Origin of the sequence: Actinomadura kijaniata NBRC 14229 (assembly GCF_001552175.1) — a bacterium.
GTDB classification, from domain to species: domain Bacteria; phylum Actinomycetota; class Actinomycetes; order Streptosporangiales; family Streptosporangiaceae; genus Spirillospora; species Spirillospora kijaniata.
The window spans coordinates 23,225-45,016 of record NZ_BCQR01000097.1 but is presented as its reverse complement, the minus strand read 5'-3'; the positions used below and the strand labels follow the sequence as shown (position 1 = coordinate 45,016).

Here is a 21,792-nt window from a genome sequence, read left to right as displayed (position 1 = left end):
GAGCCGGGCCCGCTGCTGCGGCTGGCCGACGACGCGGCCCGGCTGGCGCGCGCGGTGTTCGTGCTGACCGGCGACGACCCCGACCACGAGGCCGCCGCCCGGGTGCTGGCCGGACTGCTGCGCGAGCGGGACCTGTCCCCCGCCGACCGGTTCGTGACCGTCGCCGAGCCGGGCACGGCCGCCGCCAAGTACGCCGGGGAGGCCGGGCACCCGCTGGTCGAGGCGCCCGCCGCGGCGCCGTTCGCGGCGCTGTCGCCGCAGGCGCTGGTGCCCGCCGGGCTGGCCGGGGCGGACGTGGCGGGGCTGCTGGACCGGGCCTCGGCGATGCTGCCCGCGCTGACCCGCCCCGAGAACAACCCGGGCCTGGTGCTGGGCGCGATCCTGGGCGGCGCGGCCCGCGCGGGCCGCGACACCGTCGTGCTCGGCGGCTACGCCGCGGCGCTGCCGGAACTGGCCGACTGGATCGCGCTGCTGCTGACCGACGCGACGCGCGGACGGCTGCTGCCGCTGGTGCAGCACGGCGGCCTGCCGGTGCAGCCCGCCGACGACCTGTTCCTGGTGACGCTGGACGGCCGTCCCCGCCAGGACGACGCGACCGTGTCGGGGCCGCTCGCCGAGCAGCTGGTGGTGTGGGAGTACGCCGCCGCCGTCGCCGCCTACCTGGTGGGCGCCGACCCGTTCGCCCCCGTTCCGCATCCGGCCCCGTCCCCGGTCCCGGGGACGGGTGCCGACCGGTCCGCGTCCGCCGCGGACCCGGTGTCCCCCTCCGGCCCCTCCGCACGCGAGGTGGCCGCCTCCACCGCCGATCCGGCGTTCGCGGCCGCCGCGTCGCTGGACGATCTGGTGGCCGAGGTCGCCGACCGGGCGGCCGGTGAGGGACACCTGACGATCGTCGCCTTCCTGGACCCCGATCCGGTCCACGGGGAAGGCGCGCAGGTGCGGCGGCTGGCCGCGCTGCTGGCGGCCCGGTGTGCCCGCCCCGTGACGATCGCCTGGGGTTGCCGTTACCCGGCGTTCGGGAATGATCGTCGCGAGAAGGGCGTATACCTGGTGTTGACCGGCGACGCCGCCCGCGACGTCCCGGTGCCGGGACGTCGCGGGACGCTGGGCGCGCTGGCGCGCGCCCGGGCGTCGGGCGTGGCCCGCGCGGCGAGCGCCGCCGGGCGGCCGGTGCTGCGGCTGCACCTGCACGACCGCCGGGCGGGACTCGCCCGGCTGCTGGACTCCGCTCGAGGAGAGGCATGAGCCCGTCGCCACCGGCGATACGTACCGATGACAGTGATGACAGCCGTTCGGATAGCACAACGAAACAGTGGGCAGGAACGGTCCACGGCATGACGCGAGAAGAGGGGGCCGCCACGTGACCAACACACCCAATCCGCTCAGGGATCCGCGCGACAAGCGGCTGCCCCGGGTGGCCGGGCCGAGCGTGCTGGTGCTGTTCGGGGTCACCGGGGACCTGTCCCGCAAGAAGCTGCTTCCGGCGATCTACGACCTGGCCAACCGGGGGCTGCTGCCGCCGGGCTTCTCGCTGGTCGGGTTCGCCCGCCGGGACTGGGACCACCAGGACTTCAAGCAGATCGCCTACGAGGCGGTCAAGGAGCACGCGCGCACGCCGTTCCGCGAGGACGTCTGGACGCACCTGTCCGAGGGCATGCACTTCGTGCCCGGCGAGTTCAACGACCCGGGCGCGTTCGAGGCCCTCGCGATGGCCGTCAAGGAGCTGGACGCCAACCGCGGCACCGGCGGCAACTACGCCTTCTACCTGTCGATACCGCCGAAGTTCTTCGAGACGGTGGTGGAGCAGTTGCAGGCCAGCGGGCTGGCCGACCCCGCCAACGAGCACGGCGGCTTCCGCCGGGTGGTGATCGAGAAGCCGTTCGGGCACGACCTGGCCAGCGCCAAGGAGCTCAACGACACCGTGCACCGCGTCTTCCCCGAGGAGTCGATCTTCCGGATCGACCACTACCTCGGCAAGGAGACCGTGCAGAACATCCTGGCGCTGCGGTTCGCCAACACGATGTTCGAGCCGATCTGGAACCGGCACCACGTCGACCACGTGCAGATCACCATGGCCGAGGACATCGGCATCGGCGGCCGGGCCGGGTACTACGACGGCATCGGCGCGGCCCGCGACGTCATCCAGAACCACCTGCTCCAGTTGCTGGCGCTGACGGCGATGGAGGAGCCGACCTCCTTCAGCGCCGAGGCGGTCCGCGCGGAGAAGGCCAAGGTCCTGTCGTCGGTGCGGGTGCCCGGCGACCTGTCGCAGGCCACCGCGCGCGGCCAGTACGCCGCCGGGTGGCAGGGCGGGGTGAAGGTCCGGGGGTACCTGGAGGAGGACGGCATCCCCGCCGAGTCGCGCACCGAGACCTACGCCGCGATCAAGCTGGAGATCGACAACCGGCGGTGGGCCGGGGTGCCGTTCTACCTGCGCACCGGCAAGCGGCTCAGCCGCCGGGTGACGGAGGTGGCGATGGTGTTCCAGCAGGCGCCGCACCTGCCGTTCTCCCAGACCGACACCGAGGAGCTGGGGCAGAACGCCCTGGTGATGCGGGTCCAGCCGGACGAGGGCATCACCGTGCGGTTCGGGTCGAAGGTGCCGGGCACCTCGATGGAGATCCGCGACGTCAACATGGACTTCGCCTACGGCGAGTCGTTCACCGAGTCCTCCCCCGAGGCCTACGAGCGGCTGCTGCTGGACGTGCTGATCGGCGACCCCCCGCTGTTCCCCCGGCAGGAGGAGGTCGAGCTGTCCTGGAAGATCCTCGACCCGATCGAGGAGCACTGGGCCACGCAGAAGAGGATCGAGCAGTACCGGTCCGGCGGCTACGGCCCCGACAGCGCCGACGAGCTCATGGCCCGCGACGGACGCGCCTGGAGGCGACTCTAAGCATGAACATCGACCTCACCGACACCAGCACCCGCCGCATCCAGGACGCGCTGACCCAGGCGCGGCACCTGATGGGCGGCCCCGCGGTCGGCATGGTGCTGACCCTCATCATCGTGACCGACGAGTCGGCGCAGTACGACGCGGTGCGCGCCGCCACCGAGGCCGCGCGCGAGCACCCGTGCCGGGTGCTGACGGTCATCTCCCGCGACGCGCGCGGCTCGTCCTCGCGGCTGGACGCCGAGATCCGGATGGGTGAGACCGGTCCGGGCGAGACCGTGCTGCTGCGCATGTACGGCCCGCTGGCCGAGCACGCCGACTCGGTGGTCGTGCCGCTGCTGATGCCCGACACCCCCGTGGTGACGTGGTGGCCGGGCGGCAAGGTCCCCAAGGCCCCCGCCGAGGACCCGCTGGGACGGCTGGCGCAGCGCCGGGTCACCGACTCCTACGCCGCCCGCGACCGGCTGGGCACCCTGGCCCGGCTCGCCGAGGCCTACAGGCCCGGCGACACCGACTTCACCTGGACGCGGCTGACGTCGTGGCGGTCGCTGCTGGCCGCCGCGCTGGACCAGCCGCACGACGACATCCTGTCCGGCTGCGTGTCGGCCGAGCCCGACAGCCCGAGCGCCGAGCTGCTGGCCGCGTGGCTGTCGGTGCGGCTGGGAGTCCCGGTGACCCGCGAGGTGTCCGAGGGGCCCGGCATCACCGGGGTGCGGATGACCACCGGGGAGGGCGACATCGAGGTGTCGCGCCCCGACGGGCGGGTGGCGACGCTGTCGCGGCCCGGCCAGCCCGACCGCCAGGTGTCGCTGATGCGCCGCCCGATGTCGGAGCTGCTGGCCGAGGAGCTGCGGCGGCTCGACCCCGACGAGGTGTACCAGGACGCGTCGGCGCGGTTCGCCAAGGACCTGGCCGCCGCGCAGTCCAAGGGCGACTCCGCGGGCGGCTCCCCCGACGTCGTCGCCGAGAGCAGGCCCGAGGAGGGCAGGTCCGCGGAGGGGAAGTCCGACGTGGGCAAGTCCGAGGCGGGCAAGTCCGAGGCGGGCGCCAAGAAGTCGTCGTCGCGCGGGAAGGCGGGAGGCAGGTGAGCACCCCGGCGGTGGTGGTCCACGCCGACCAGCAGTCGCTGACCGAGGCGGTCGCGGCCAAGCTGGTGACGCGGATCGCCGAGGCGCAGGCCCAGCGCGGGTCGGCGTCGATCGTGGTGACCGGCGGCGGCGTCGGCACCGCCGTGCTGGCCGCGCTGAACGGGGCCCGCAACCGCGGCTCGGTCGACTGGCGCAGGCTCGACGTCTGGTGGGGCGACGAGCGGTTCCTGCCGGCCGGGGACCCCGAGCGCAACGAGACCGGCGCCCGCCAGGCCCTGCTGGACCACGTGGACCTGGACCCGGCGCGCGTGCACGCCATGCCCGCGGCCGACGGTCCCGACGGCGACGACCCCGAGGCCGCCGCCGGGCGTTACGCCGCCGAACTGGCCGCCGCCGCCCGGGCCGAGAGGGCGGGCGGCGAGCCGGACGAGGGGCCGGACGGCGGGGCGGGGCTGCCGACGTTCGACGTGCTGATGCTGGGCGTCGGCCCGGACGCGCACGTGGCGTCGCTGTTCCCGAAGATGTTCGACCCGTCCGAGGAGCGGACGGTGGTCCCGGTGCACGACTCGCCCAAGCCGCCGCCGACCCGGATCTCGCTGACCATGGCGGCGATCCGGACGGCCCGCGAGGTGTGGATCCTGGCGGCCGGCGGGTCCAAGGCCCACGCCGTGGGGCTCGGCCTGTCACCCGCCGCCGACCCGCTGGAGGCCCCGGTGGCCGGGGCGCGCGGCGCGGAGCAGACGCTGTTCCTGCTCGACGCCGCCGCGGCGGGCGGGCTGCCGCCCGGCGTGGCGGGCTCCGACGCCCCCTGACCTGCGGCCGCCCCGGCGACGAGGGCCGGTCCGGGATCCGTCCCGGACCGGCCCTCCGATCGTTTGCATAGTCCCGGCAGGTGGGGAAGACCCGTGGTGACAGGGGAAGAGCCGAGGACCGACGAGGAGGACACGGTGCTGAGGAGTCGGACGGCGACGGCGGGAGCGGCGGTCACCGGGGCGCTGACGCTCGTCCTGGCCGGATGTTCGTCCGGCGGGGACGGCGGCAAGGGCGGCGGCGAGGGCGGCGACGCCAAGGCCGCGCCGCCGGTCATCACCCCGGCCAACGGGACCAAGCAGGTCGCCCCGGACCAGCCGGTCACGGTCAGGAGCGACAAGGGCCGGATCACCAAGGTCACGGTGACCGGGCCCAAGGGAGACAAGCCCGAGGGCGCGCTGTCCGCCGACGGCAGGTCCTGGCAGACCCGCTGGGGGCTCCGGCCGGACGCCACCTACACCGTCACCGCCCAGGGCGAGGGCGGCACCGCCACCTCGACGTTCACCACCCTGAAGGCGCGCCGCGAGCTGGAGACCGGCATGTCGCCGCTGGAGGACGAGAAGGTCGGCGTCGGCATGCCCGTCCAGCTCCTGCTGAGCCTGCCGGTCACCACCAAGCAGGCCAAGGCCGAGCTGGAGAAGCGCCTTGAGGTGCGCATGTCCAGGCCGGTCCAGGGCGCCTGGTACTGGATCAGCGACAAGGAGGTGGACTTCCGCCCCAAGGACTACTGGCCCGCGGGACAGAAGGTCCAGGTCGTCGCGCGGCTGGCCGGGCTCAAGGTCGCCGAGGGCACCTACGGCGCCAAGGACCGCGTCCTGAACTTCACCGTCGGGCCCCGCCACGTCACCACCATCAACGCCAAGAAGCACGAGGCGGTCGTCACCGACGGCGGCAAGGTCGTGCGCCGCATGAAGGTCAGCCTGGGCAAGCCCGGCGACGACAGCTACACCGGCGTGATGATCGCGCAGGAGAAGAACCCGGCGATGGTGATGGACTCGGCCACCACCGGCAACCCCGGCGAGTACCGCACCCCCACCAAGTGGAACGTCCGCATGACCTACAGCGGCACCTTCATCCACTCGGCCCCCTGGTCGACCGGCTCGCAGGGAAGCGCCAACGTCAGCCACGGCTGCGTCAACGCCTCCCCCTCCGACGCCAAGTGGTTCTACGACTTCACCAAGCGCGGCGACGTCATCGAGGTCACCGGCACCACCCGCAGGCTGCGGTTCGGCAACGGCCCCACCCCGTGGGCCAAGTCCTGGCAGGACTGGCTGAAGGGCAGCGCGCTGGGCGCCCCCGTGACGGGGACGCCCCTGAAGTGACGCGCCGGATCACTTCTCGCAGGTGATGTTCCGGGCGGGCACCCGGCCGGTGAGCACGTAGCGGTGCACCGCGTCGTCCACGCAGGCGTTGCCGTAGCCGATCTGGTAGGGCGCGTGGACGTCGGCGCCGCGCAGCGTGACCAGCCGCGAGCCCCGCAGCAGCCCGTGCAGGATCCGCGTGCCCTCGTAGGTGGTGCGGGTGTCGCCGGTCGCGCCCACCAGCAGCGCCCGCGTGTGCGCGCCGATCCGCGTCATCGGCTCGCGCGGCTTGACGGGCCAGAACGCGCACGGGTTGATGTTGTGCCCGATGCTCCCGAAGATCGGGGCCTTGGCGCGGTTCCGCTCGATCTCCCGCCAGTAGTACTCCGGGTCGCCGGGCGCGCCGCCGTCGCCGCAGATCAGGGCCATCTGCGCGCTGCCGTACCGCGACTCGGCCCCGGTCAGCAGGAACTCCAGGTTCTCCTTCAGCGCCCCGGTGGGCGGCGCGGGGCGCCCGGCGGCGGCGCGGGCCATCTGCGCCGCCGCGTCGGCCAGCGTGGCGCGCGCCGGGTCGCGGTCCTCCTGGAGCAGGTTCAGGAGGACGACGGGGGTCACCGTGTCGTCCACCCGGTACCTCCCGAGCCGCAGCGGCTCGCGCCCCGACGCCGCGATCGTCTTCCGCACGGTGGCCAGGACCGCGCCCCGGGTGGTGCCGAGCCCGTAGGTGCGGTGCCGCCGCGCCGCCCAGTCGGCCCAGCGCGCGAACGCCCGCTCGTTGGCGCCGACCATGCTCTTGCCCAGCAGACCGCCCCACACGGCGGGGTCGACGCCGCTGTCCAGCACGGCCCGGTCCAGCCGGCCGGGGAACATCGTCGCGTACACCCCGCCCAGGTAGTTGCCGTAGGAGCCGCCGCTGTAGGAGATCCGGCGCTCGCCGAGCGCGGCGCGCACCACGTCCATGTCGCGGGCGATGTTGCGGGTGGAGATGTGGGGCAGCAGGTCGGCGTGGCGTTCCCCGCAGCGCCGCGCGAGATCCCTGGCCAGCGCGGTCGAACGAGGCCCGGCTCAGCCCCGCCGAGCGGATCCACGTCGCCGTCGGCCACCCGCAGTCCACCGGGGCGCTGCGCCCGATGGAGCGCGGGTCCATCCCCACCAGGTCGAACCGGGTCCCCGCCTCCCTCATCAGGCCGCGCATGTAGGGCGGCATGTCCAGGGCGGGACCGGGTCCTCCCCCGTTGAGGATCATCGTGCCGATGCGGCGCTCGGTGGCCCTCAGCCGGGAGATCGCGATCGTGATGGTGCGGCCACCCGGGTTCGCGTAGTCGAGCGGCACGGTGACGTCGGCGCAGCGCGCCCCGGCCTTGTCCAGGTCCTTGCCCACCTGGTCGTCCGGGCCCAGCGTGCACTTCTTCCAGACGACGGGCTGGCGGTGGAAGCGCTCCAGCCCGTCGGTTCGGGCCGGTCCGCCGGCGCGCGCCGGGGCCGCCAGCCCCGCCGCCGCGACACCGAAGGCCGCCAGGGTCACGATGGTCCTCTTCACGATTCCTCCCCGCACAGCGCGGTCTGCAACAACTCCAGCTCGTCCTTGGCGGCGGCCTCGGTGGCGGTGTTCTCGTTGAACATCACCGCCGCGCGCCGCCCGTCCGGCCCGACGACCCCGAACGCGCTCCATCCGTACAGGTGGCCGCCGTGCCCGTACCACTCGCCGCCGCACCGCAGCGGCGTGCTCATCAACCCCAGCCCGTACCGCGCGCCCGGCCAGGTCCGGTCCGGGTCGGCGCGCACGGTGCGCTTCATCTCCCCGAGCAGCCGCAGCGGCAGCAGCCGCCCGCCCAGCAGCGCGCCGAAGAACCGGCTGACGTCGGCCGTCCCCGACACCAGCGCTCCCCCGGCGCCCCCGGCCGAGGCGTTCAGCTCGGTCACGTCCCGCCAGCGCACGGCCCCGTTCTTCTCCTCCCGCAGGTAGCCGCGCGGGTGCGGTCCCCGGATCCATGTCTCGTCACCGGGCCAGTAGGTGTCGCGCAGCCGCAGCGGCCGGATGATCCGCCGGACGACCTCGTCCTCGACCCGGCTCCCGGTGACCCGCCGCACGATCATCCCGGCGAGCACCGAGTTGGTCGTGGAGTAGTGCCAGCGCGTGGTCGGCTTCGGCCGCGCCAGCGCCATCCGCACCAGCTCGGCGGGCTCGAAGTGCTTCCAGCGGAAGTCCTCCAGGTCGTCGAACGCCTCCATGTGGTCGGGCAGCCCGCTGGTGTGCCGCAGCAGCGACCGCACGCTGATCTTCCGCCCGTCGTGGCCGTTCGCCCGGACCACCCCCGGCAGGTACCGCTCCACCGGGGCGTCCAGATCCACCTTCCGCTCCCCCGCCAGCTGGAGCAGCACCGTCGCGGTGAACGTCTTGGTGACGCTGGCGATCCGGCCCCGCTCGCCGGCCCGCATCGGCCGCCGGTCCCGCAGGTCCGCCACCCCGCTGGCGCCCGTCCACGTCCCGCACCGCGGATCGTCGATCCGCACCGCCACGCCCGGTATCCGGTGGACGCGCGTCAACCGGTCCAGCACCCGCTGCACCGCCCGCTGGTCGCCGCACCCCTTCCCGGCCGGCCGCCGTTCGGCCGCCGTCGCCGCCCCTGCCCCCGCCACCAGGACGGCGGCGGCGGCCGTACCCGCCGTCATCACATGTCCGACCCTCATGCCCTGTGACGCTAGGCACCCCGGAACGCCCGCACAGTAGAGCCGTCTCCCCGATCGGACGTTCGGCCAGCCGGTGCCCCGCACGGGTGCCAGCCCCATGGACAGCCCCGTGGACAGCCCCGTCGACCAAAGTCGCACCCGCCTCGACCGGCGGTTACTCCCACCGCCCCCCGACCTGGGTAGCGTGGCATCCGTGAGTCTCCGGCGATCGGCGCACCAGTGGCTGAACGACGCGGGCGTGGCGGGCCTCGGGCTGCTGCTCGGCCTGCTCGTGCTCGCCGGGTCCCTGGAGGACTTCCCCGCCGAGGAGATCCGGGTGCCCCGCGACCTGCTGCTGGGCCTCGTCGCGGCCGTGGTCCTGCTGCTGTACCGCCGCCGCTGGCCCGTCCAGATCGCGCTGGTGCTGGCGTTCGCCCTGTTCTACTCCTCCACCGCGATGGGCGTCGGCGCGGTGGCGCTCTACAACGTCGCCTCCCAGCGCGGCTGGCGGACCTCCGTCAGCCTCGGCCTGCTCAACGCCGCCCTCGTCGTCCCCCTGTTCTCGCTGATGCCCGACCAGTCCTTCAAGGACTACCTGACCTCGGTCGCGGTGTTCCTGCTCGGCTACACCGTCCTGATCGTGGCCGGGATGCTGGCGCGGTCCCGGCGGCTGCTGGTGGAGTCGCTGCGCGAACGCGCCCGCCAGGCCGAGGAGGGCCAGCGCCTGCGCGTCGAGGAGGCCCGCCTGCTGGAACGCGAGCGCATCGCCCGCGAGATGCACGACGTCCTCGCCCACCGCATCTCCCTGCTGGCGGTGCACGCCGGGGCGCTGGAGTTCCACGCCGACGCCCCGGCCGACCAGCGCGCGGCCGCCGGGGTGATCCGCCGCAGCGCCTACGAGGCGATGGAGGACCTGCGCGAGGTGATCCACGTGCTGCGCGAGGGCAGCCGCGCCGAGGACTCCGAACGCCCCCAGCCCGCCCTCACCGACCTGCCCGCCCTGCTGGAGGAGGCCCGCGCCGCCGGGACCCCCGTCGACCTGGACGACCGCGTCCCCGACCCCGCCGGGGTCCCCGCCCGGATCGGCCGCGACGCCTACCGCATCGTCCAGGAGGGCCTGACCAACGCCCGCAAGCACGCCCCCGGCGCGCGGGTGACGATCACCATGGACGTGCCGGGCGACGCGGGGCTGTCCCTGGAGATCCGCAACCCGATCCCGCCGGGCCCGCGCCCCCCGAAGCCGCCCGGGGCGGGCGCGGGCCTGCTCGGGTTGCGCGAACGCGTCACCCTGCTCAAGGGGATGCTGGAGCACGGCGTGACCGCCGACGACCGGTTCCGGCTGTACGCCTGGCTGCCGTTCCCCGTGGAGAAGCCGTGACGCCCCGCGCCTTTACCTTGTAGATCATTGCAGGTCGCGCCGGCCGTCCCCGGCGGTCGTCGCGCGTTCCTCGGGCGGGGCGCCGGGGCTCTAGAGTGGCCCGTATGGACTCACCCATCCGCGTGCTGATCGTGGACGACGACGCCCTCGTGCGCGCGGGCCTGTCGATGATGCTGGCCGGGGCCGAGGGCCTGACGGTCGTCGGGGACGTCGCCGACGGCACCGAGGTGATCCCGGCGGTCAACGAGCTGCGCCCCGACGTGGTGCTGATGGACATCCGGATGCCGCGGATGGACGGCCTGGCGGCCACCGAGCGGCTGCGCGCCCGCCGCGAGCCGCCCGAGATCATCATCCTGACCACGTTCGACTCCGACGACCACATCCTGCGCGCGATGCGGGCCGGGGCCAGCGGGTTCCTGCTCAAGCACACCCCTCCCCCGGAGATCATCCGGGCGATCCGGCAGGTCGCGGCGGGCGAGCCCATGCTGTCGCCGGCGGTGATGCGCAAGATGATGAGCTATGTCGCCGACACCGGCGTGGACCCGCGCCGCGACCGCGCCCGCGCGCTGCTGGGCCGCCTCAGCGAGGGCGAGCGCGCCGTGGCGGCGCTGGTCGGGCGGGGCCGCACCAACAGCGAGATCGGCAGGGAGCTGTCGCTGAGCGTGGCGACCGTCAAGGCGTACGTGTCGCGGCTGCTGACCAAGCTGGAGCTCAACAACCGCGTCCAGATCGCGCTGCTGGTCCACGACGCCGGGCTCACCGAGCCCACCGAGTGACCCCGCCCGGCTGACCGGACGGCCGACCGGACGGCCGACCGGACGGCGGGGCGTCCGCCGGAGGACGCCTTTCGGACGCCGGGAAATCGACTTCGGTCACCGTTGGTCGCGACCATCGGCCGACGCGGCGCCCCGGCCGGGGCCGCGACGCTGGACCCATGATTGAAGTCAGCGGTCTGAGCAAGCGGTACGGGGACGTCCCGGCCGTGCGCGACGTGTCGTTCCGGTGCGAGCCGGGCACCGTGACGGGCTTCCTCGGTCCCAACGGGGCGGGCAAGTCCACCACCATGCGGATGATCTGCGGGCTGACGCCGCCGACCGGCGGCGCCGCCACCGTCAGGGGCGTCCCCTACCGCCGCATCGCCAACCCGGGACGGCACGTGGGCGTGCTGCTGGACGCCGCCGCCCAGCACCCGGGCCGGACCGGCCGGGAGGTACTGACGCTGACCGCCGACCTGCTGGGGGTGGAGCGGGCGCGCGTCGGGCGGATGATGGAGGCGGTCGGGCTGTCGCCGAAGGCCGCCCGGCGGCGGGTCGGGGGGTACTCGCTGGGCATGCGGCAGCGGCTCGGCATCGCGCAGGCGCTGATGGGCGACCCGAGCGTGCTGATCCTGGACGAGCCCGCCAACGGCCTGGACCCCGAGGGCATCTTCTGGATGCGGACGCTGCTGCGCGACTTCGCCGACCGGGGCGGGACGGTGCTGCTGTCGTCGCACCTGCTGCGCGAGGTGGAGGCGGTCGCCGACCGGTTCGTGGTGATCGCGGGCGGCCGGATCGCGGCGCAGGGCACCAAGGCCGAGCTGCTGACCGCACCCGGCGGGATGGTGGTGCGCGGGCTCGACCCGGAGGCGCTGGAGGGGGCGCTGCGGCGGGTGGGGCTGGTCGCGGAGCCGGACGGCGCGGGCGCGTTCGCGGTGCGGGCGACCGCCGAGCAGGTGGGCCGCGCCGCCGCCGAGGCGGGCGTGGTGCTGCTGGAGCTCCGCCAGGCCGGCGGGGGCGGGCTGGAGGAGCTGTTCATGATGGTGACCTCGGGACCGCGGGAGACACGATGACCGCCACCACGACGACGCCGACCGCCGCCGTTCCCGCCGCGTCACTGGACGAGCCCACGCGGCCGCCGCTTCCGCGGCTGGTCCGCGTCGAGATCCGCAAGATGGTCGACACCCGGTCGGGCCGCTGGCTGCTGGCCCTCATCGCGCTGAGCGCGGTGGCGATGATGCCGGTGATGCTGTTCGCCGCGCCGCGCCACGAGCAGAGCCTGGCGGAGATGGTCTCGGCGGCGCAGCTCGGGATCGCGCTGCTGCTGCCGGTGCTGGGCATCCTGTCGGTGACCACCGAGTGGTCGCAGCGCACGTCGCTGGCGACGTTCACGCTGGTGCCCGACCGGCACCGGGTGGCCGCCGCCAAGCTGGCGGCCGGATGGGCGCTGGCGCTGGCGCTGGCGGCGGCCTCGGTGCTGGTGGCGGTGGCGGGCCGCGCCGTCGGCGAGGTGCTGAACCGGTCGGGCGGGAGCTGGGAGCTGGCGCCCGAGCAGCTCGGCAAGGTCGCGCTGCTGGCGCTGATCTCGGTGTCGATGGGCGTGGCGTTCGGGATGCTGTTCATGAACACGCCGCTGGCGATCGTGCTGTACTTCCTGCTGCCGAACCTGTGGAGCGCGATCGGCGCGATGGTGTCGAAGCTGGAGCGGGCCGCCGGATGGCTGGACACCAACCGCACCATGGGCGCGATCGGCGATCCCGGCGTCACCGCCGGGGAGTGGACGCGGCTGGCGGTGTCGCTGGCGGTGTGGCTGCTGCTCCCCCTGGTGGTGGGCCTGGTGCGGCTGCACCGCCGCGAGGTGAAGTGACGGGCGGCGCGGAGGGCGGCGCGAGGAACGCCCGGGGTCAGCGGGTGGACAGGGGCGTCCCGCCGGCCCCGGCGTTCGCGGCGCGTTCGGCGGGGACGCGGCGGGTCAGGGTGAGCCGGAACCCGTCGGGCTTGAGGGTGAGGGTCTCGGTGATCCGCAGGTCGTAGCCGGGATCGGGGACCGGATGGTAGCGGTGCAGCACCAGGCCGAGCGCCATCACCGCCTCGTGGAGCGCGAACTGGCGGCCGATGCAGGCGCGCTGCCCGGTCCCGAACGGCCGGTAGGCGTGCGCGGGGCGCCGCCTGGCCACGCCGGGCGCGAACCGGTCGGGGTCGAAGCGCTCGGGGTCGGGCCACACCGCCGGATCCCGGTGCAGCAGCGGCAGCATCACCATCACCCAGTCGCCGCGTTCCAGGCGGTACCGGCCGCCGAGCACGGTGTCCTCGCGGGCCGCGCGGAAGTAGGCGGGCGCGGTCGGCCACAGCCGCAGCGCCTCGTCCAGCACGGCCCGCACGTACCGGAGCCGGGGGATGTCGGTGAACGCGGGGGCGGGGTCGTCGCCCTCCCCCCACAGCGCGTCCACCTCGGCCTGCGCCCTGGCGAGGATCTCGGGACGGCGGGTCAGGTGGTACAGCGCGAACGACAGCGCCCCGGAGGTCGTCTCGTGGCCCGCGACCATGAACGTGATGACCTGCCGCCGGATGTTCACCGGGTCGAGCGTCCGCCCGGTCCCGGGGTGGGCGGTGCGCAGCATCAGGCCCAGCAGGTCGTCGCGGTCGGGCGTCTCCCCCCGGCGGCGGGCGTCGATCACGTCGTCGACCAGGCGGTTCATCAGGTCCCGGTCGGCGCGGTTGCGGCGCGCGGACCCGGCCAGCAGCCGCCGGACCGGGACCAGCGTCGGGGACGCCGACAGCTGCGCGAACCGCAGCACGCGGGTCATCGCGGTCACGAACGGGTGCGGGCGCTCGTGCTCGAAGGAGCCGAAGCGGTGGCCGAACCCGGTGCGGCCGATGGTCTCCATCGTCAGGCGGGTCATGTCGGCGGCGACGTCGACCTCGGCGCCCGCCCGCGCGGCGGCGTCCCAGGAGGCCAGCAGCTCCCGCGCCACGTCCAGCATGGTCGCGTGGTAGCCGCGCATCGCCTCGCGGGTGAACGCCGGCCGCAGGATGTCGTGGGCGAGCCGCCAGTTCGGCTCGCCGTCCTCGGCGGTGAACAGGGCGTCGCCGACCACCAGGCGCAGCGGGCGCAGGCCGAGGCCGACGTGCTTGGCGAAGCGGCGGTCGTCGTCGACCTCGGCGGCCAGGTCCGCGCCGCCGACGGTGACGATGTCGGTGCCGAGCACCCGGCGGACCGAGATCGGCCCGAGGTCGCGGACCAGCCGCAGCGAGGACTGCACGGGGCGGCGGGGGCTGAGGCCGACGACGTCGCCGAGCAGCGGCAGGCGGTGCGGCGGATGGGGGATGGCGGCGGTGTCCACGGGGCCTCCGGCTTGCTGAATCGAGTTCAGTAGGCCCCACGATGCGCGCGTTACTGAACTCGTGTCAATAGGTAGGATCCAGGCCATGCGGACCCGGCTGAGCACCGAGCGGCGTCGCGCGCAGCTCCTGGCGATCGGCGCCGAGCTGTTCGCCCACCGCCCCTACGACGAGGTGTGGGTCGAGGAGGTCGCCGAGATCGCGCAGGTCTCGCGGGGGCTGCTGTACCACTACTTCCCGAGCAAGCGGGCGTTCTTCCTGGCGATCGTGGAGGCCGAGTCGGCCCGGCTGCTGGAGGCCAGCGCCCCGGATCCGGCGCTGCCGCCGGCCGAGCAGCTGCGGGCGGGCCTGGAGATCTACGTCGACTACGCCGAGCGCAACCCCGACGGGTTCCGGGTCGCGCAGCGGGCCGCCGACAGCGACGCCGACATCCGCCGGGTCAAGCGGTCCCGGACCGCCGCCCAGCGCGACCGCATCCTGGCGGGCCTGGCGGCGGTGACGGAGGTCGACGACACCACGCGGATCGCGGTGAACGGGTGGCTGGCGTTCGTCACGGCGGCGATCCTGGACTGGCTGGACCACCGCAGCGTCACCCGCGAGGAGCTGCTCGACCTGTGCGCGCGGACGCTGTGGGCCGCCGTGGGGGCCGACGGTGTTTGACGTTCACCGCCGACCCTGATGACCTGGAGCGGTGAACGAGACGGTGGAGTTGCGGCTCGGTGTCTACGCGACGCCGGGCGACCGGGACCGGCTGGTCGACCGGCTCGGTTCCTGGCTGCGGGAGCGGCGGGGGGTGCGGGACTGGACCGTGGAGGTCCGGGAGGCCCATGTGCGCCTGGACGACGCGCTGACCGTCGCCGAGATGTACGAGGACCTGGTCGAGCAGTGGCGGATCGAGCAGCCCGGCCGCGACCCCGGCGACCGCGCCCTGTACGAGCTGTACGCCGAGGCCGAGGTCGATCAGACGCTGCTGCCCGCCCCCGCCGACGCGCTGGGCGCCGAGCTGCCCCGCCTGGCCTGCCCGGACCTGGAGCACCCCGGCCCGTGCCCGGTCCCGTGGTCCTCGGCCTGCTGGGTGCGGGAGCCCGACGGGCGGTGACCGGCGGGCCGATGCCGCGTCCGGGGCCCGGAGCGGCCACAATGGGGGTTCCGGCCCGCCCCGTGACAGGAGACCGTTCAGTTTGTCCCGCCAGGACCTTCACGCCGACTGCTCCCGCTGCTTCGCCCTGTGCTGCGTGGCGCTCCCCTTCGCCGCCTCGGCCGACTTCGCGGTGGACAAGCCCGCCGGGAGACCGTGCGCGAACCTGCTCGCCGACTACGGCTGCGGCATCCACTCCGGCCTGCGGGACAAGGGGTTCCGGGGCTGCACGGTCTTCGACTGCTTCGGCGCGGGGCAGAAGGTGTCGCAGCACACGTTCGGGGGGCGCTCCTGGCGGGCGGACCGGGCGACCGGACGCCTGATGTTCGAGGTCTTCCCGGTGATGCGGCAGCTCCAGGAGTTCCTGTGGTACCTGACCGAGGTCCTGGAACGCTCCGAGGCGCGTCCCGTCCACGGTGACGCGCGCCGCGCGCTGGAGGAGGTGGAGGCGCTGACCCTCGGCACCCCCGAGGCGCTGCTGAAGGTCGACGTCCCCGGCGTCCGGGCCGGGGTCAACGAGATCCTGCTGCGCGCCGGTGACCTGGTGCGTTCCGCGCTGCCCGGCCGCACCCGGAACCACCGGGGGGCCGACCTGGTGGGCGCGCGCCTCGGGAACGCCGGGTTGCGCGGGGCGAACCTGCGCGGCGCCTGCCTGATCGCGGCCGACCTGTCGGGGGCGGACCTGCGCGACGCCGAGCTGATCGGCGCGGACCTGCGCGACACGAACCTGGCGGGCGCGGACCTGACCGGCGCGCTGTTCCTCACCCAGGCCCAGGTGAACGCGGCCCGCGGCGACGCCGCGACCCGGATCCCCGCGACGCTCACGCGCCCCGCGCACTGGTAGGCCCGGATCCGCCTAGGGTGGGCGGAATGGGGCTGCGGATCGACCGGGCGCGGATGGCGGAGCAGGTCCGCGCCGCGTTGACGGCCGCCCGCCCCGGGTCGCGGGCCGAGCCGACCGGGTCGCCGGCGGCGGGCGGGGGCGACCTCTACAGCGGCATCGACGTGCGGTGGGTGGTCCCCGACGAGGCGTTCGCGCGGGCGGTGGCCGAGGCTCCGGACGTTCTCGGGACGGTGCAGCCGGTGGACGAGGTGCGCGCGTCCCCCGGCCCCGACCGGTGGCTGCTGTCGGTGCGGTTCCGGGACGTGCCGTTGTTCTGGCGGCTGGACCTGGACGTGCGGGCCGCGTCGGCCGCCGACGGTCCGGAGCACGGGCCCGCCGGTGCCCTGGACGACGTCCTGGACGCGGTCAGGGCGCTGGCCCGCGAACGGCCCGGGGAGGCCCGCGGCCTGCTCGACCGCGGGTTCGCCCGGCTCGGCGCCGACGACCGCGCCACCGGGCGGTGGCTGGACGACGTCGCCCGGCTGGCGCGGGCCGCCGGCGGCGATCCCGCGTTCACCGGGCGGCTCCTCGCGCTGGCCGCCGAACGCCTCGCCGCTCCCCTGCACACCGCGTTCTTCGAGGCGGTCGGGCGCGGGGACGCCGACGGGGCGCGTGCGCTGCTGGCGCGCGGAGCCGACGTCGAGGCGCTCGACCCGCGTTGCTGGCCGCTCGACGGGGAGACCGCGCTGATGTTCGCCGCCTCCCGCGACGACGTCGCGATGGTGCGGCTGCTGCTGGCGGAGGGCGCGGACGTCAACGCGCGGCCGCCGACGGGGTGGACGGCCCTGATGCGCGCCTGCGACGCCGGGGCGGCCGCCGCCGCGCGGGTGCTCCTCGACGCGGGCGCCGACCCCGATCTTGAGAACGTCGAGGGCTACACGGCGTACGACCGCACCCCGGTCGCCTGCACCGAGCTGCTGGATCTGCTCAGTCGTCGCACAGGGCGGTCGTGACGGCGGCGCGCAGGCCGTCCTTCTGGGCCTGGGTGCCGCCGGGGGCGAGGTTCACCATGACGGTGGCCTGACGCTCGCCGGTGGTCGCCCCGGCGATGGTCGAGAAGCCGAGGATGTCGCCCGAGTGGCCCCAGTACTCGCCGCCGCAGGTCAGGGGGACGCGCATCAGGCCGAGACCGTACTCGGCGCCGCCGGAGTTGCCGGTGGGCCGGGTCTGCTTCATCGCGCGCAGCTCGGCGGGGCGCAGCAGGTGCCCGCCGAGCAGGGCGGCGAAGAACCGGTTGAGGTCGGGGGCCGTGGAGATCATCTCCCCGGCGGCCCAGGCCACCGACGGGTTGATCCGCGTGTAGTCGCGGGGCTGCTCGCCCGGGGTCGTGCGCAGGTAGCCCCTGGGATGCGGGTCGGGGATGCCGGCGCGGTCCCCGGGGACCGAGGTGCCGCGCAGGTCCAGCGGCCTCAGGAGGCGCTTCCGGATCGCCTCGCCGTAGGGGCGGCCGGTCACCTTCTCGATGAGGAGCCCGGCGAGGACGTAGTTCGCCCCCGAGTACTTGTAACCCTCGCCCGGCTTGAACAGGCGGGGGTGGGCGAGCGAGTACCCGAGCAGCTCGCGGGGGTCGCGGTGCTTGAGCGGGTGCTCGACGGCCTCCCCGATCCCCATGTGCTCCACGTTGTCGGGCAGGCCCGAGCGGTGCCCGAGCAGGTGCCGGACGGTGATCTCCCGCCCGTCGTTGCCGTTGCCCCGCACCAGGCCGGGCAGGTAGCGCTCGATCGGCGCGTCGAGGTCCACCCGGCCCTCGCCGACGAGCTGGAGCACCACGGTCGCGGTGAACGCCTTGGTCACGCTGCCGATCCGGAACCGGCTGCCCGGCGGCACCGGCGTGCCGCGCCGCAGGTCACCGACGCCGCTGCGGACCTCGGTGGCGCCGTTCCGGTCCCGCACCACGGCCAGCGCCCCCGGCGTCCCGGCCTCGGCGGTCAGCCGCCGCAGCGCGTCCCGCAGCCCGGCGTGCCCGGCGCCCGCCGAGGCCGTGCCCCCGCCCGCGGCCAGCACCAGGACGAGCGCTCCGCCAACGGCCTTCGTGCTTCGCATCATGACGCCTCCCTTGGATCTTGTGGGACGTCACGTTAGGAATCCGGGACGCGGAGGCGCTTCACCCGTGAGCGTTGTCCGGCTTCTGGCACCCAGGGGCCAGGCGTCCCCGGGCGGACGGGTCCGGCCGGCCAAAATGGGGAGCTCGGCGGCCTCGGGGAGTGCCAGGCTACGCGGCATGAACGTTCGTCTGGTGCCCTGGTCGGAACCCGCACTCGATCTCCTGAGGCGGACCAACACCCCGGAGATGCGCCGCTGGGTCGGCGGCCCCGAGTCGGAGGAGGAGCTGCTCGCCCGGCATCGCCGCTACCTCGCCATGACGGAGGCGGGCGACGGCCGCGTGTTCGCCGTCCTGCTCGACGACGAGATGGTCGGCAGCATCAACTACCACCGGCACGACTGGCGGGGCGAGCAGATCTACGAGACCGGCTGGAGCGTCCTGCCGCCCTACCAGGGGCGCGGCGTCGCCGCCGCGGCCGGTGCCGCCCTGGTCGACGTCGTGCGGGAAGCCGCCCGCCGCCCCGGCGCGCCCCGCATGCTGCACGCGTTCCCCTCGGCCCGGAACGCCCCCTCGAACGCGCTCTGCCGCCGCCTCGGCTTCACCCTGCTGGGCCCCTGCGACTTCGAGTACCCCAGGGGCAGCGGCACGCTGATGCGCAGCAACGACTGGGTCCTCGACCTCACCGGCCCGGCCCGCCGGTGAGGCGGGGGGTCAGGCGTTCCAGAGGCTCGCCACGCTCACGCCCAGTTCGGTGAACAGGCGGCGGAGGATCGACAGGGAGAGGCCCTGCACGTTGGTGGGGTCGCCGTCGATGCCCTCCACGAACCAGCCACCCCTGTGGGAGCTCTTGAACGCCCCGGCCACCGCCAGTGGCTCGCCGGTCTTCACGTACTCGGCGATCTCCTCGTCCGACAGCTTCGCGAAGCGCACGGTCGTGGTGCCCAGCGCGGTGACGGTCCGGCCCGCCGCGACGTCGATCACGCAGTGGCCGGTGTGGAAGGCGGCTTCCCTGCCGGAGATGCGCCGCCAGACCTCGACGGCGGTCTGCGGATCGCCCGGCTTGCCGTAGACGGTCCCGTCGAGCTCCAGGACCGAGTCGCCGCCGATGACGAAGCCCTCGGTCACGCCGCGCGCCACCGCCGACGCCTTCGCCTCGGCCAGCCGCAGCGCGAGCCGCGACGGCGTCTCGCCCGGCAGTGGCGTCTCGTCGACGTCGCTCGGCATCACCACGGGCTCCACGCCCGCGCGCCGCAGGATGTCCAGGCGCGACGGGGAGCCCGACGCGAGAACGACCTTCGTCATGTTCCGCCCTTCCACGATCTTGTCGGCGCGCGCTGTTATGGTCGCGGCCGTGGCCAATCGTTCCTACCTCTACTCCGCCGACGGGCTGCCCACCGAGCAGAGCAACCCGAAGCCGATCCGGTGCGTCTCCGAGCACAACTGGAGCATCCCGCTCGCCCACAAGATATTGGTCGGACGCGGCACCGCCGTCGTCCCGTCCATGATCTGGAACCCGCGCATCGGCATCGCCGGGGACTACGACGCCGGGGCCGAACTGCTGACCGACCTGCTGCGGGTGGTGGGCCAGGGACTTCCGGACGGAGACTTCGCCGAGTGCGTCGCCAGGACCACCGCGCACCTGGACAAGCAGCGCGCGAAGTACTTCCTGCTGGAGACCGGCGAGATGGTCTCGCTCGGGGACGAGGACCCCGAGGAGGCGGTGCGCGGCCTGGTCGAGTACGACATCCCCGCTGAGGTGGCCCGGGCGGAGGCGGCCATCGCCGGGGACGACGACGCCTGGCTCGCCTCCGTCCGCGCCGGGTGGCAGGACAACTTCGCGTCGTTCTACAGCGACTGGCTCTACTTCTCCTTCCCCGAGGACTGAGGGGCGTCCAGGAAGGGCCGCACCCGGCGCAGCACGTCGGCGGCCCGGTCCCAGCCGCCCTGGTGGTCGGCGTCGGGCACGGAGAAGAAGGCGGTGCCGGTGCGTTCGGCGAACGTCCGCATCGGCTCGTGCCACGGGTCGGCCGTGCCCGCGTACATCAGCGTCGGAACGCCGGAAGCCGCCAGCTCGGCGTGCAGGCCGGGTTCGCGGGAGAACGCCGCGTAGTTCGCGCGCAGGGCCTCGGGGTCGCCGTTCTCGATGACCGCAGCCTGGGCGGGGTCGGCGGCGGCCCCCCGCTCCATCAGCGGGTAGGGGTCGGTGTCGGCGGGCAGGCCGAGGTGGTCGAGGGTCGGGCCGACCGCCGAGCGGAAGCCGTCGAGGGGGTCGAAGGCGCCCGCGACCAGGCGGGTGAGGCGTTCGGGCGCGTGCGCCGCGACCGCGTAGCCGGTCAGGGCGCCCAGCGAGTACCCCCAGAACGCGGCCCGGTCGATCCCGAGGTCGTCGAGCACGGCGACGACGTACGCGGCCCGGCGTTCCAGCGCGTACGCCGCCGGGTCACGAGGGGCGTCACTCGCTCCCAGCCCGAGCGGGTCCACCGTGACGACGGTGTGCGCGGCCGCCAGCGGAGCGGTGTAACCGGCGCGGTCCCAGTGCGCGCCGATCTGGAACATTCCGGGGTGCAGGAGCAGCGGGGCCCCCTCCCCCGCCACCTCGTAGGCGATTTTGAATCCGTTGCTGCGCGCGACGGGCATGCCGAACCTCTCTGTCCAGGAACGTTACGACTTGTAACGGGCCCCATCCTGGGCCATGATCGAAAACTCCGGAAGGAGGCACTTTCTTGTCGCAACGGAACACCGCCGTAACGGACCAGGCCACGGACTGCCCGATCCGCGAGGTGCTGGCCCTGATCGGTGACAAGTGGAGCGCGCAGGTGCTCGTCGAGCTGGGCGACGGCCCCCGCCGCTTCACCCAGCTGGAGCGCGCGATCGAGGGCGTCAGCCGCCGCATGCTGACGTTGAGCCTGCGCAACCTGGAACGCAACGGCCTGGTCACCCGGACCGTGCACCCCGACTCCCCACCCCGCGTGGAGTACGCGACCACGGCGCTGGTGGAGGAGATCCGCGAGCCCCTGGAGGCGCTGTCCGCCTGGGCCCGCCGCGCGGCCCCGGCCATCACGGAGGCCCGCCACGCCTACGACACGCGCCGGGAGGAGCCCGTCACCCCTCGCGCTTGACCATGGAGAGAAGCCCACGCCACCCGGCCGGGGAGAGAACGAGCACCGGCCCGGACGCGTCCTTGGAGTCGCGCGCGGCGACTCCCTCGGCGTTCGTCAGAACAGCGACCTCCACACACTGAGTGCCCTGGCCTGAGCTGTGACTGCTCTTGCGCCAGCGCGTCTCACGGTTCGGCGGCGCGCTCATTTCCCGGACACCAGCCGCTCGACCAACCCGCGCCAGTCGGCAGCCGAGAAAGCGAGGACCAGTCCGGACGGATCTTTGGAGTCGCGCGCGGCAACCCCTCGGGCGTTCATCAGAGCCGCGACCTCCACACACTCCGTGCCCGCGCCCGAACTGTGGCTGCTCTTCCGCCACAAGCCCCTCATGCTCT

The 21,792-nt window shown here is 74.2% G+C and carries 23 protein-coding genes and 1 pseudogene; 16 read left to right on the top strand and 8 right to left on the bottom strand.

Annotation, left to right across the window (positions count from 1 at the left end):
• From AKI01S_RS51845 to AKI01S_RS28210, 5 genes and pseudogenes are all read left to right on the top strand, one after another.
• Positions 1-1,245: hypothetical protein (locus tag AKI01S_RS51845; protein WP_067824567.1), on the top strand; the 1,245-nt coding region annotated here is incomplete at its 5' end.
• 115 nt (positions 1,246-1,360) lie between these two features.
• Positions 1,361-2,893 (top strand): glucose-6-phosphate dehydrogenase, encoded by a 1,533-nt coding sequence (gene zwf, locus AKI01S_RS28225; RefSeq protein WP_067824565.1) that lies wholly within the window; start codon positions 1,361-1,363, stop codon positions 2,891-2,893.
• A 2-nt stretch (positions 2,894-2,895) separates the two neighbouring features.
• Positions 2,896-3,813, top strand: a pseudogene (gene opcA / locus AKI01S_RS28220) (glucose-6-phosphate dehydrogenase assembly protein OpcA); the annotation flags it as partial.
• Between the two features lie 161 nt (positions 3,814-3,974).
• The gene (gene pgl, locus AKI01S_RS28215) at positions 3,975-4,790 is read left to right on the top strand and encodes a 6-phosphogluconolactonase (protein ID WP_067824560.1); all 816 of its coding nucleotides are present in this window, start codon (positions 3,975-3,977) and stop codon (positions 4,788-4,790) included.
• Positions 4,791-4,925: 135 nt separating this feature from the next.
• A complete protein-coding gene (locus AKI01S_RS28210; protein WP_245681812.1) occupies positions 4,926-6,110 on the top strand; it encodes a L,D-transpeptidase in 1,185 nt (394 codons plus the stop codon).
• Positions 6,111-6,119: 9 nt separating this feature from the next.
• On the opposite strand, the gene AKI01S_RS50910 is transcribed toward AKI01S_RS28210, so the two are convergent.
• Positions 6,120-7,049 (bottom strand): alpha/beta hydrolase, encoded by a 930-nt coding sequence (locus tag AKI01S_RS50910; RefSeq protein ID WP_157420202.1) that lies wholly within the window; start codon positions 7,047-7,049, stop codon positions 6,120-6,122.
• 576 nt (positions 7,050-7,625) lie between these two features.
• Positions 7,626-8,780 carry a serine hydrolase domain-containing protein gene (locus AKI01S_RS28200; RefSeq protein WP_218009836.1) on the bottom strand — a complete coding sequence of 385 codons (1,155 nt, stop codon included), beginning with the start codon at positions 8,778-8,780 and terminating at the stop codon, positions 7,626-7,628.
• A gap of 193 nt (positions 8,781-8,973) precedes the next feature.
• On the opposite strand from AKI01S_RS28200, the gene AKI01S_RS28195 reads away from it, so the two are divergent.
• From AKI01S_RS28195 to AKI01S_RS28180, 4 genes are all read left to right on the top strand, one after another.
• On the top strand, positions 8,974-10,137 hold the full coding sequence (locus AKI01S_RS28195; RefSeq protein ID WP_157420201.1) for a histidine kinase: 1,164 nt from the start codon (positions 8,974-8,976) through the stop codon (positions 10,135-10,137).
• A 104-nt stretch (positions 10,138-10,241) separates the two neighbouring features.
• Positions 10,242-10,913 (top strand): response regulator transcription factor, encoded by a 672-nt coding sequence (locus AKI01S_RS28190; RefSeq protein WP_067824555.1) that lies wholly within the window; start codon positions 10,242-10,244, stop codon positions 10,911-10,913.
• 158 nt (positions 10,914-11,071) lie between these two features.
• A complete protein-coding gene (locus tag AKI01S_RS28185) occupies positions 11,072-11,965 on the top strand; it encodes an ABC transporter ATP-binding protein (RefSeq protein WP_067824552.1) in 894 nt (297 codons plus the stop codon).
• Entirely contained in the window at positions 11,962-12,759 is a 798-nt protein-coding gene (locus tag AKI01S_RS28180) for an ABC transporter permease (protein WP_067824550.1), read from the top strand. The genes AKI01S_RS28185 and AKI01S_RS28180 overlap by 4 nt, the downstream gene beginning before the upstream one ends.
• Before the next feature lie 37 nt (positions 12,760-12,796).
• Here AKI01S_RS28180 and AKI01S_RS28175 read toward each other — a convergent pair whose 3' ends face one another.
• The gene (locus AKI01S_RS28175; protein ID WP_218009833.1) at positions 12,797-14,236 is read right to left on the bottom strand and encodes a cytochrome P450; all 1,440 of its coding nucleotides are present in this window, start codon (positions 14,234-14,236) and stop codon (positions 12,797-12,799) included.
• An 85-nt stretch (positions 14,237-14,321) separates the two neighbouring features.
• Between AKI01S_RS28175 and AKI01S_RS28170 the strand changes: the two genes are divergently transcribed.
• The 4 genes from AKI01S_RS28170 (at position 14,322) to AKI01S_RS28155 (ending at position 17,208) form a co-directional block, all read left to right on the top strand.
• The gene (locus AKI01S_RS28170; protein WP_157420200.1) at positions 14,322-14,894 is read left to right on the top strand and encodes a TetR/AcrR family transcriptional regulator; all 573 of its coding nucleotides are present in this window, start codon (positions 14,322-14,324) and stop codon (positions 14,892-14,894) included.
• A gap of 31 nt (positions 14,895-14,925) precedes the next feature.
• Positions 14,926-15,333, top strand: a complete 408-nt coding sequence (locus AKI01S_RS50905; protein ID WP_067824548.1) for a hypothetical protein — start codon at positions 14,926-14,928, stop codon at positions 15,331-15,333.
• Between the two features lie 82 nt (positions 15,334-15,415).
• Complete coding sequence (locus tag AKI01S_RS28160) at positions 15,416-16,216, top strand: pentapeptide repeat-containing protein (protein WP_067824546.1); 801 nt, start codon at positions 15,416-15,418, stop codon at positions 16,214-16,216.
• A 26-nt stretch (positions 16,217-16,242) separates the two neighbouring features.
• A complete protein-coding gene (locus AKI01S_RS28155) occupies positions 16,243-17,208 on the top strand; it encodes an ankyrin repeat domain-containing protein (RefSeq protein WP_067824544.1) in 966 nt (321 codons plus the stop codon).
• Here AKI01S_RS28155 and AKI01S_RS28150 read toward each other — a convergent pair.
• A complete protein-coding gene (locus AKI01S_RS28150) occupies positions 17,183-18,301 on the bottom strand; it encodes a serine hydrolase domain-containing protein (RefSeq protein WP_067824542.1) in 1,119 nt (372 codons plus the stop codon). The genes AKI01S_RS28155 and AKI01S_RS28150 overlap by 26 nt on opposite strands.
• A gap of 175 nt (positions 18,302-18,476) precedes the next feature.
• Here AKI01S_RS28150 and AKI01S_RS28145 point away from each other — a divergent pair, with 175 nt between their 5' ends.
• On the top strand, positions 18,477-19,001 hold the full coding sequence (locus tag AKI01S_RS28145; protein ID WP_067824540.1) for a GNAT family N-acetyltransferase: 525 nt from the start codon (positions 18,477-18,479) through the stop codon (positions 18,999-19,001).
• Between the two features lie 9 nt (positions 19,002-19,010).
• Here AKI01S_RS28145 and AKI01S_RS28140 read toward each other — a convergent pair whose 3' ends face one another.
• Positions 19,011-19,601, bottom strand: coding sequence for a Maf family protein (locus tag AKI01S_RS28140; RefSeq protein ID WP_067824538.1), 591 nt, complete (start codon positions 19,599-19,601; stop codon positions 19,011-19,013).
• Positions 19,602-19,650: 49 nt separating this feature from the next.
• On the opposite strand from AKI01S_RS28140, the gene AKI01S_RS28135 reads away from it, so the two are divergent.
• Positions 19,651-20,184 carry a DUF7822 domain-containing protein gene (locus tag AKI01S_RS28135; RefSeq protein ID WP_067824575.1) on the top strand — a complete coding sequence of 178 codons (534 nt, stop codon included), beginning with the start codon at positions 19,651-19,653 and terminating at the stop codon, positions 20,182-20,184.
• Here AKI01S_RS28135 and AKI01S_RS28130 read toward each other — a convergent pair.
• Entirely contained in the window at positions 20,160-20,936 is a 777-nt protein-coding gene (locus tag AKI01S_RS28130) for an alpha/beta fold hydrolase (RefSeq protein WP_067824536.1), read from the bottom strand. The genes AKI01S_RS28135 and AKI01S_RS28130 overlap by 25 nt on opposite strands.
• Before the next feature lie 86 nt (positions 20,937-21,022).
• Between AKI01S_RS28130 and AKI01S_RS28125 the strand changes: the two genes are divergently transcribed.
• Positions 21,023-21,418: a winged helix-turn-helix transcriptional regulator gene (locus AKI01S_RS28125; RefSeq protein ID WP_067824534.1), complete on the top strand. Its 396-nt coding sequence runs from the start codon at positions 21,023-21,025 to the stop codon at positions 21,416-21,418.
• Here AKI01S_RS28125 and AKI01S_RS49515 read toward each other — a convergent pair.
• Both AKI01S_RS49515 and AKI01S_RS28120 read right to left on the bottom strand, forming a co-directional pair.
• Positions 21,402-21,605 (bottom strand): DUF397 domain-containing protein, encoded by a 204-nt coding sequence (locus tag AKI01S_RS49515; protein WP_084000331.1) that lies wholly within the window; start codon positions 21,603-21,605, stop codon positions 21,402-21,404. The genes AKI01S_RS28125 and AKI01S_RS49515 overlap by 17 nt on opposite strands.
• Positions 21,602-21,787 (bottom strand): DUF397 domain-containing protein, encoded by a 186-nt coding sequence (locus tag AKI01S_RS28120; protein ID WP_312898253.1) that lies wholly within the window; start codon positions 21,785-21,787, stop codon positions 21,602-21,604. The genes AKI01S_RS49515 and AKI01S_RS28120 overlap by 4 nt, the downstream gene beginning before the upstream one ends.
• Positions 21,788-21,792: the final 5 nt, after the last annotated feature.

Excerpts from the sequence above, each read along its gene's own strand:
- AKI01S_RS28180 (WP_067824550.1), top strand. The coding sequence starts at position 11,962 with ATGACCGCCACCACGACGACGCCGACCGCCGCCGTTCCCGCCGCGTCA.
- AKI01S_RS28130 (WP_067824536.1), bottom strand. The coding sequence starts at position 20,936 with ATGCCCGTCGCGCGCAGCAACGGATTCAAAATCGCCTACGAGGTGGCG.
- AKI01S_RS49515 (WP_084000331.1), bottom strand. The coding sequence starts at position 21,605 with ATGAGCGCGCCGCCGAACCGTGAGACGCGCTGGCGCAAGAGCAGTCAC.
- AKI01S_RS28170 (WP_157420200.1), top strand. The coding sequence starts at position 14,322 with ATGCGGACCCGGCTGAGCACCGAGCGGCGTCGCGCGCAGCTCCTGGCG.
- AKI01S_RS28185 (WP_067824552.1), top strand. The coding sequence starts at position 11,072 with ATGATTGAAGTCAGCGGTCTGAGCAAGCGGTACGGGGACGTCCCGGCC.
- AKI01S_RS28200 (WP_218009836.1), bottom strand. The coding sequence starts at position 8,780 with ATGAGGGTCGGACATGTGATGACGGCGGGTACGGCCGCCGCCGCCGTC.
- AKI01S_RS28150 (WP_067824542.1), bottom strand. The coding sequence starts at position 18,301 with ATGATGCGAAGCACGAAGGCCGTTGGCGGAGCGCTCGTCCTGGTGCTG.
- AKI01S_RS28190 (WP_067824555.1), top strand. The coding sequence starts at position 10,242 with ATGGACTCACCCATCCGCGTGCTGATCGTGGACGACGACGCCCTCGTG.
- AKI01S_RS28140 (WP_067824538.1), bottom strand. The coding sequence starts at position 19,601 with ATGACGAAGGTCGTTCTCGCGTCGGGCTCCCCGTCGCGCCTGGACATC.
- AKI01S_RS28145 (WP_067824540.1), top strand. The coding sequence starts at position 18,477 with ATGAACGTTCGTCTGGTGCCCTGGTCGGAACCCGCACTCGATCTCCTG.
- AKI01S_RS50910 (WP_157420202.1), bottom strand. The coding sequence starts at position 7,049 with ATGGACGTGGTGCGCGCCGCGCTCGGCGAGCGCCGGATCTCCTACAGC.
- AKI01S_RS28120 (WP_312898253.1), bottom strand. The coding sequence starts at position 21,787 with ATGAGGGGCTTGTGGCGGAAGAGCAGCCACAGTTCGGGCGCGGGCACG.
- AKI01S_RS28155 (WP_067824544.1), top strand. The coding sequence starts at position 16,243 with ATGGGGCTGCGGATCGACCGGGCGCGGATGGCGGAGCAGGTCCGCGCC.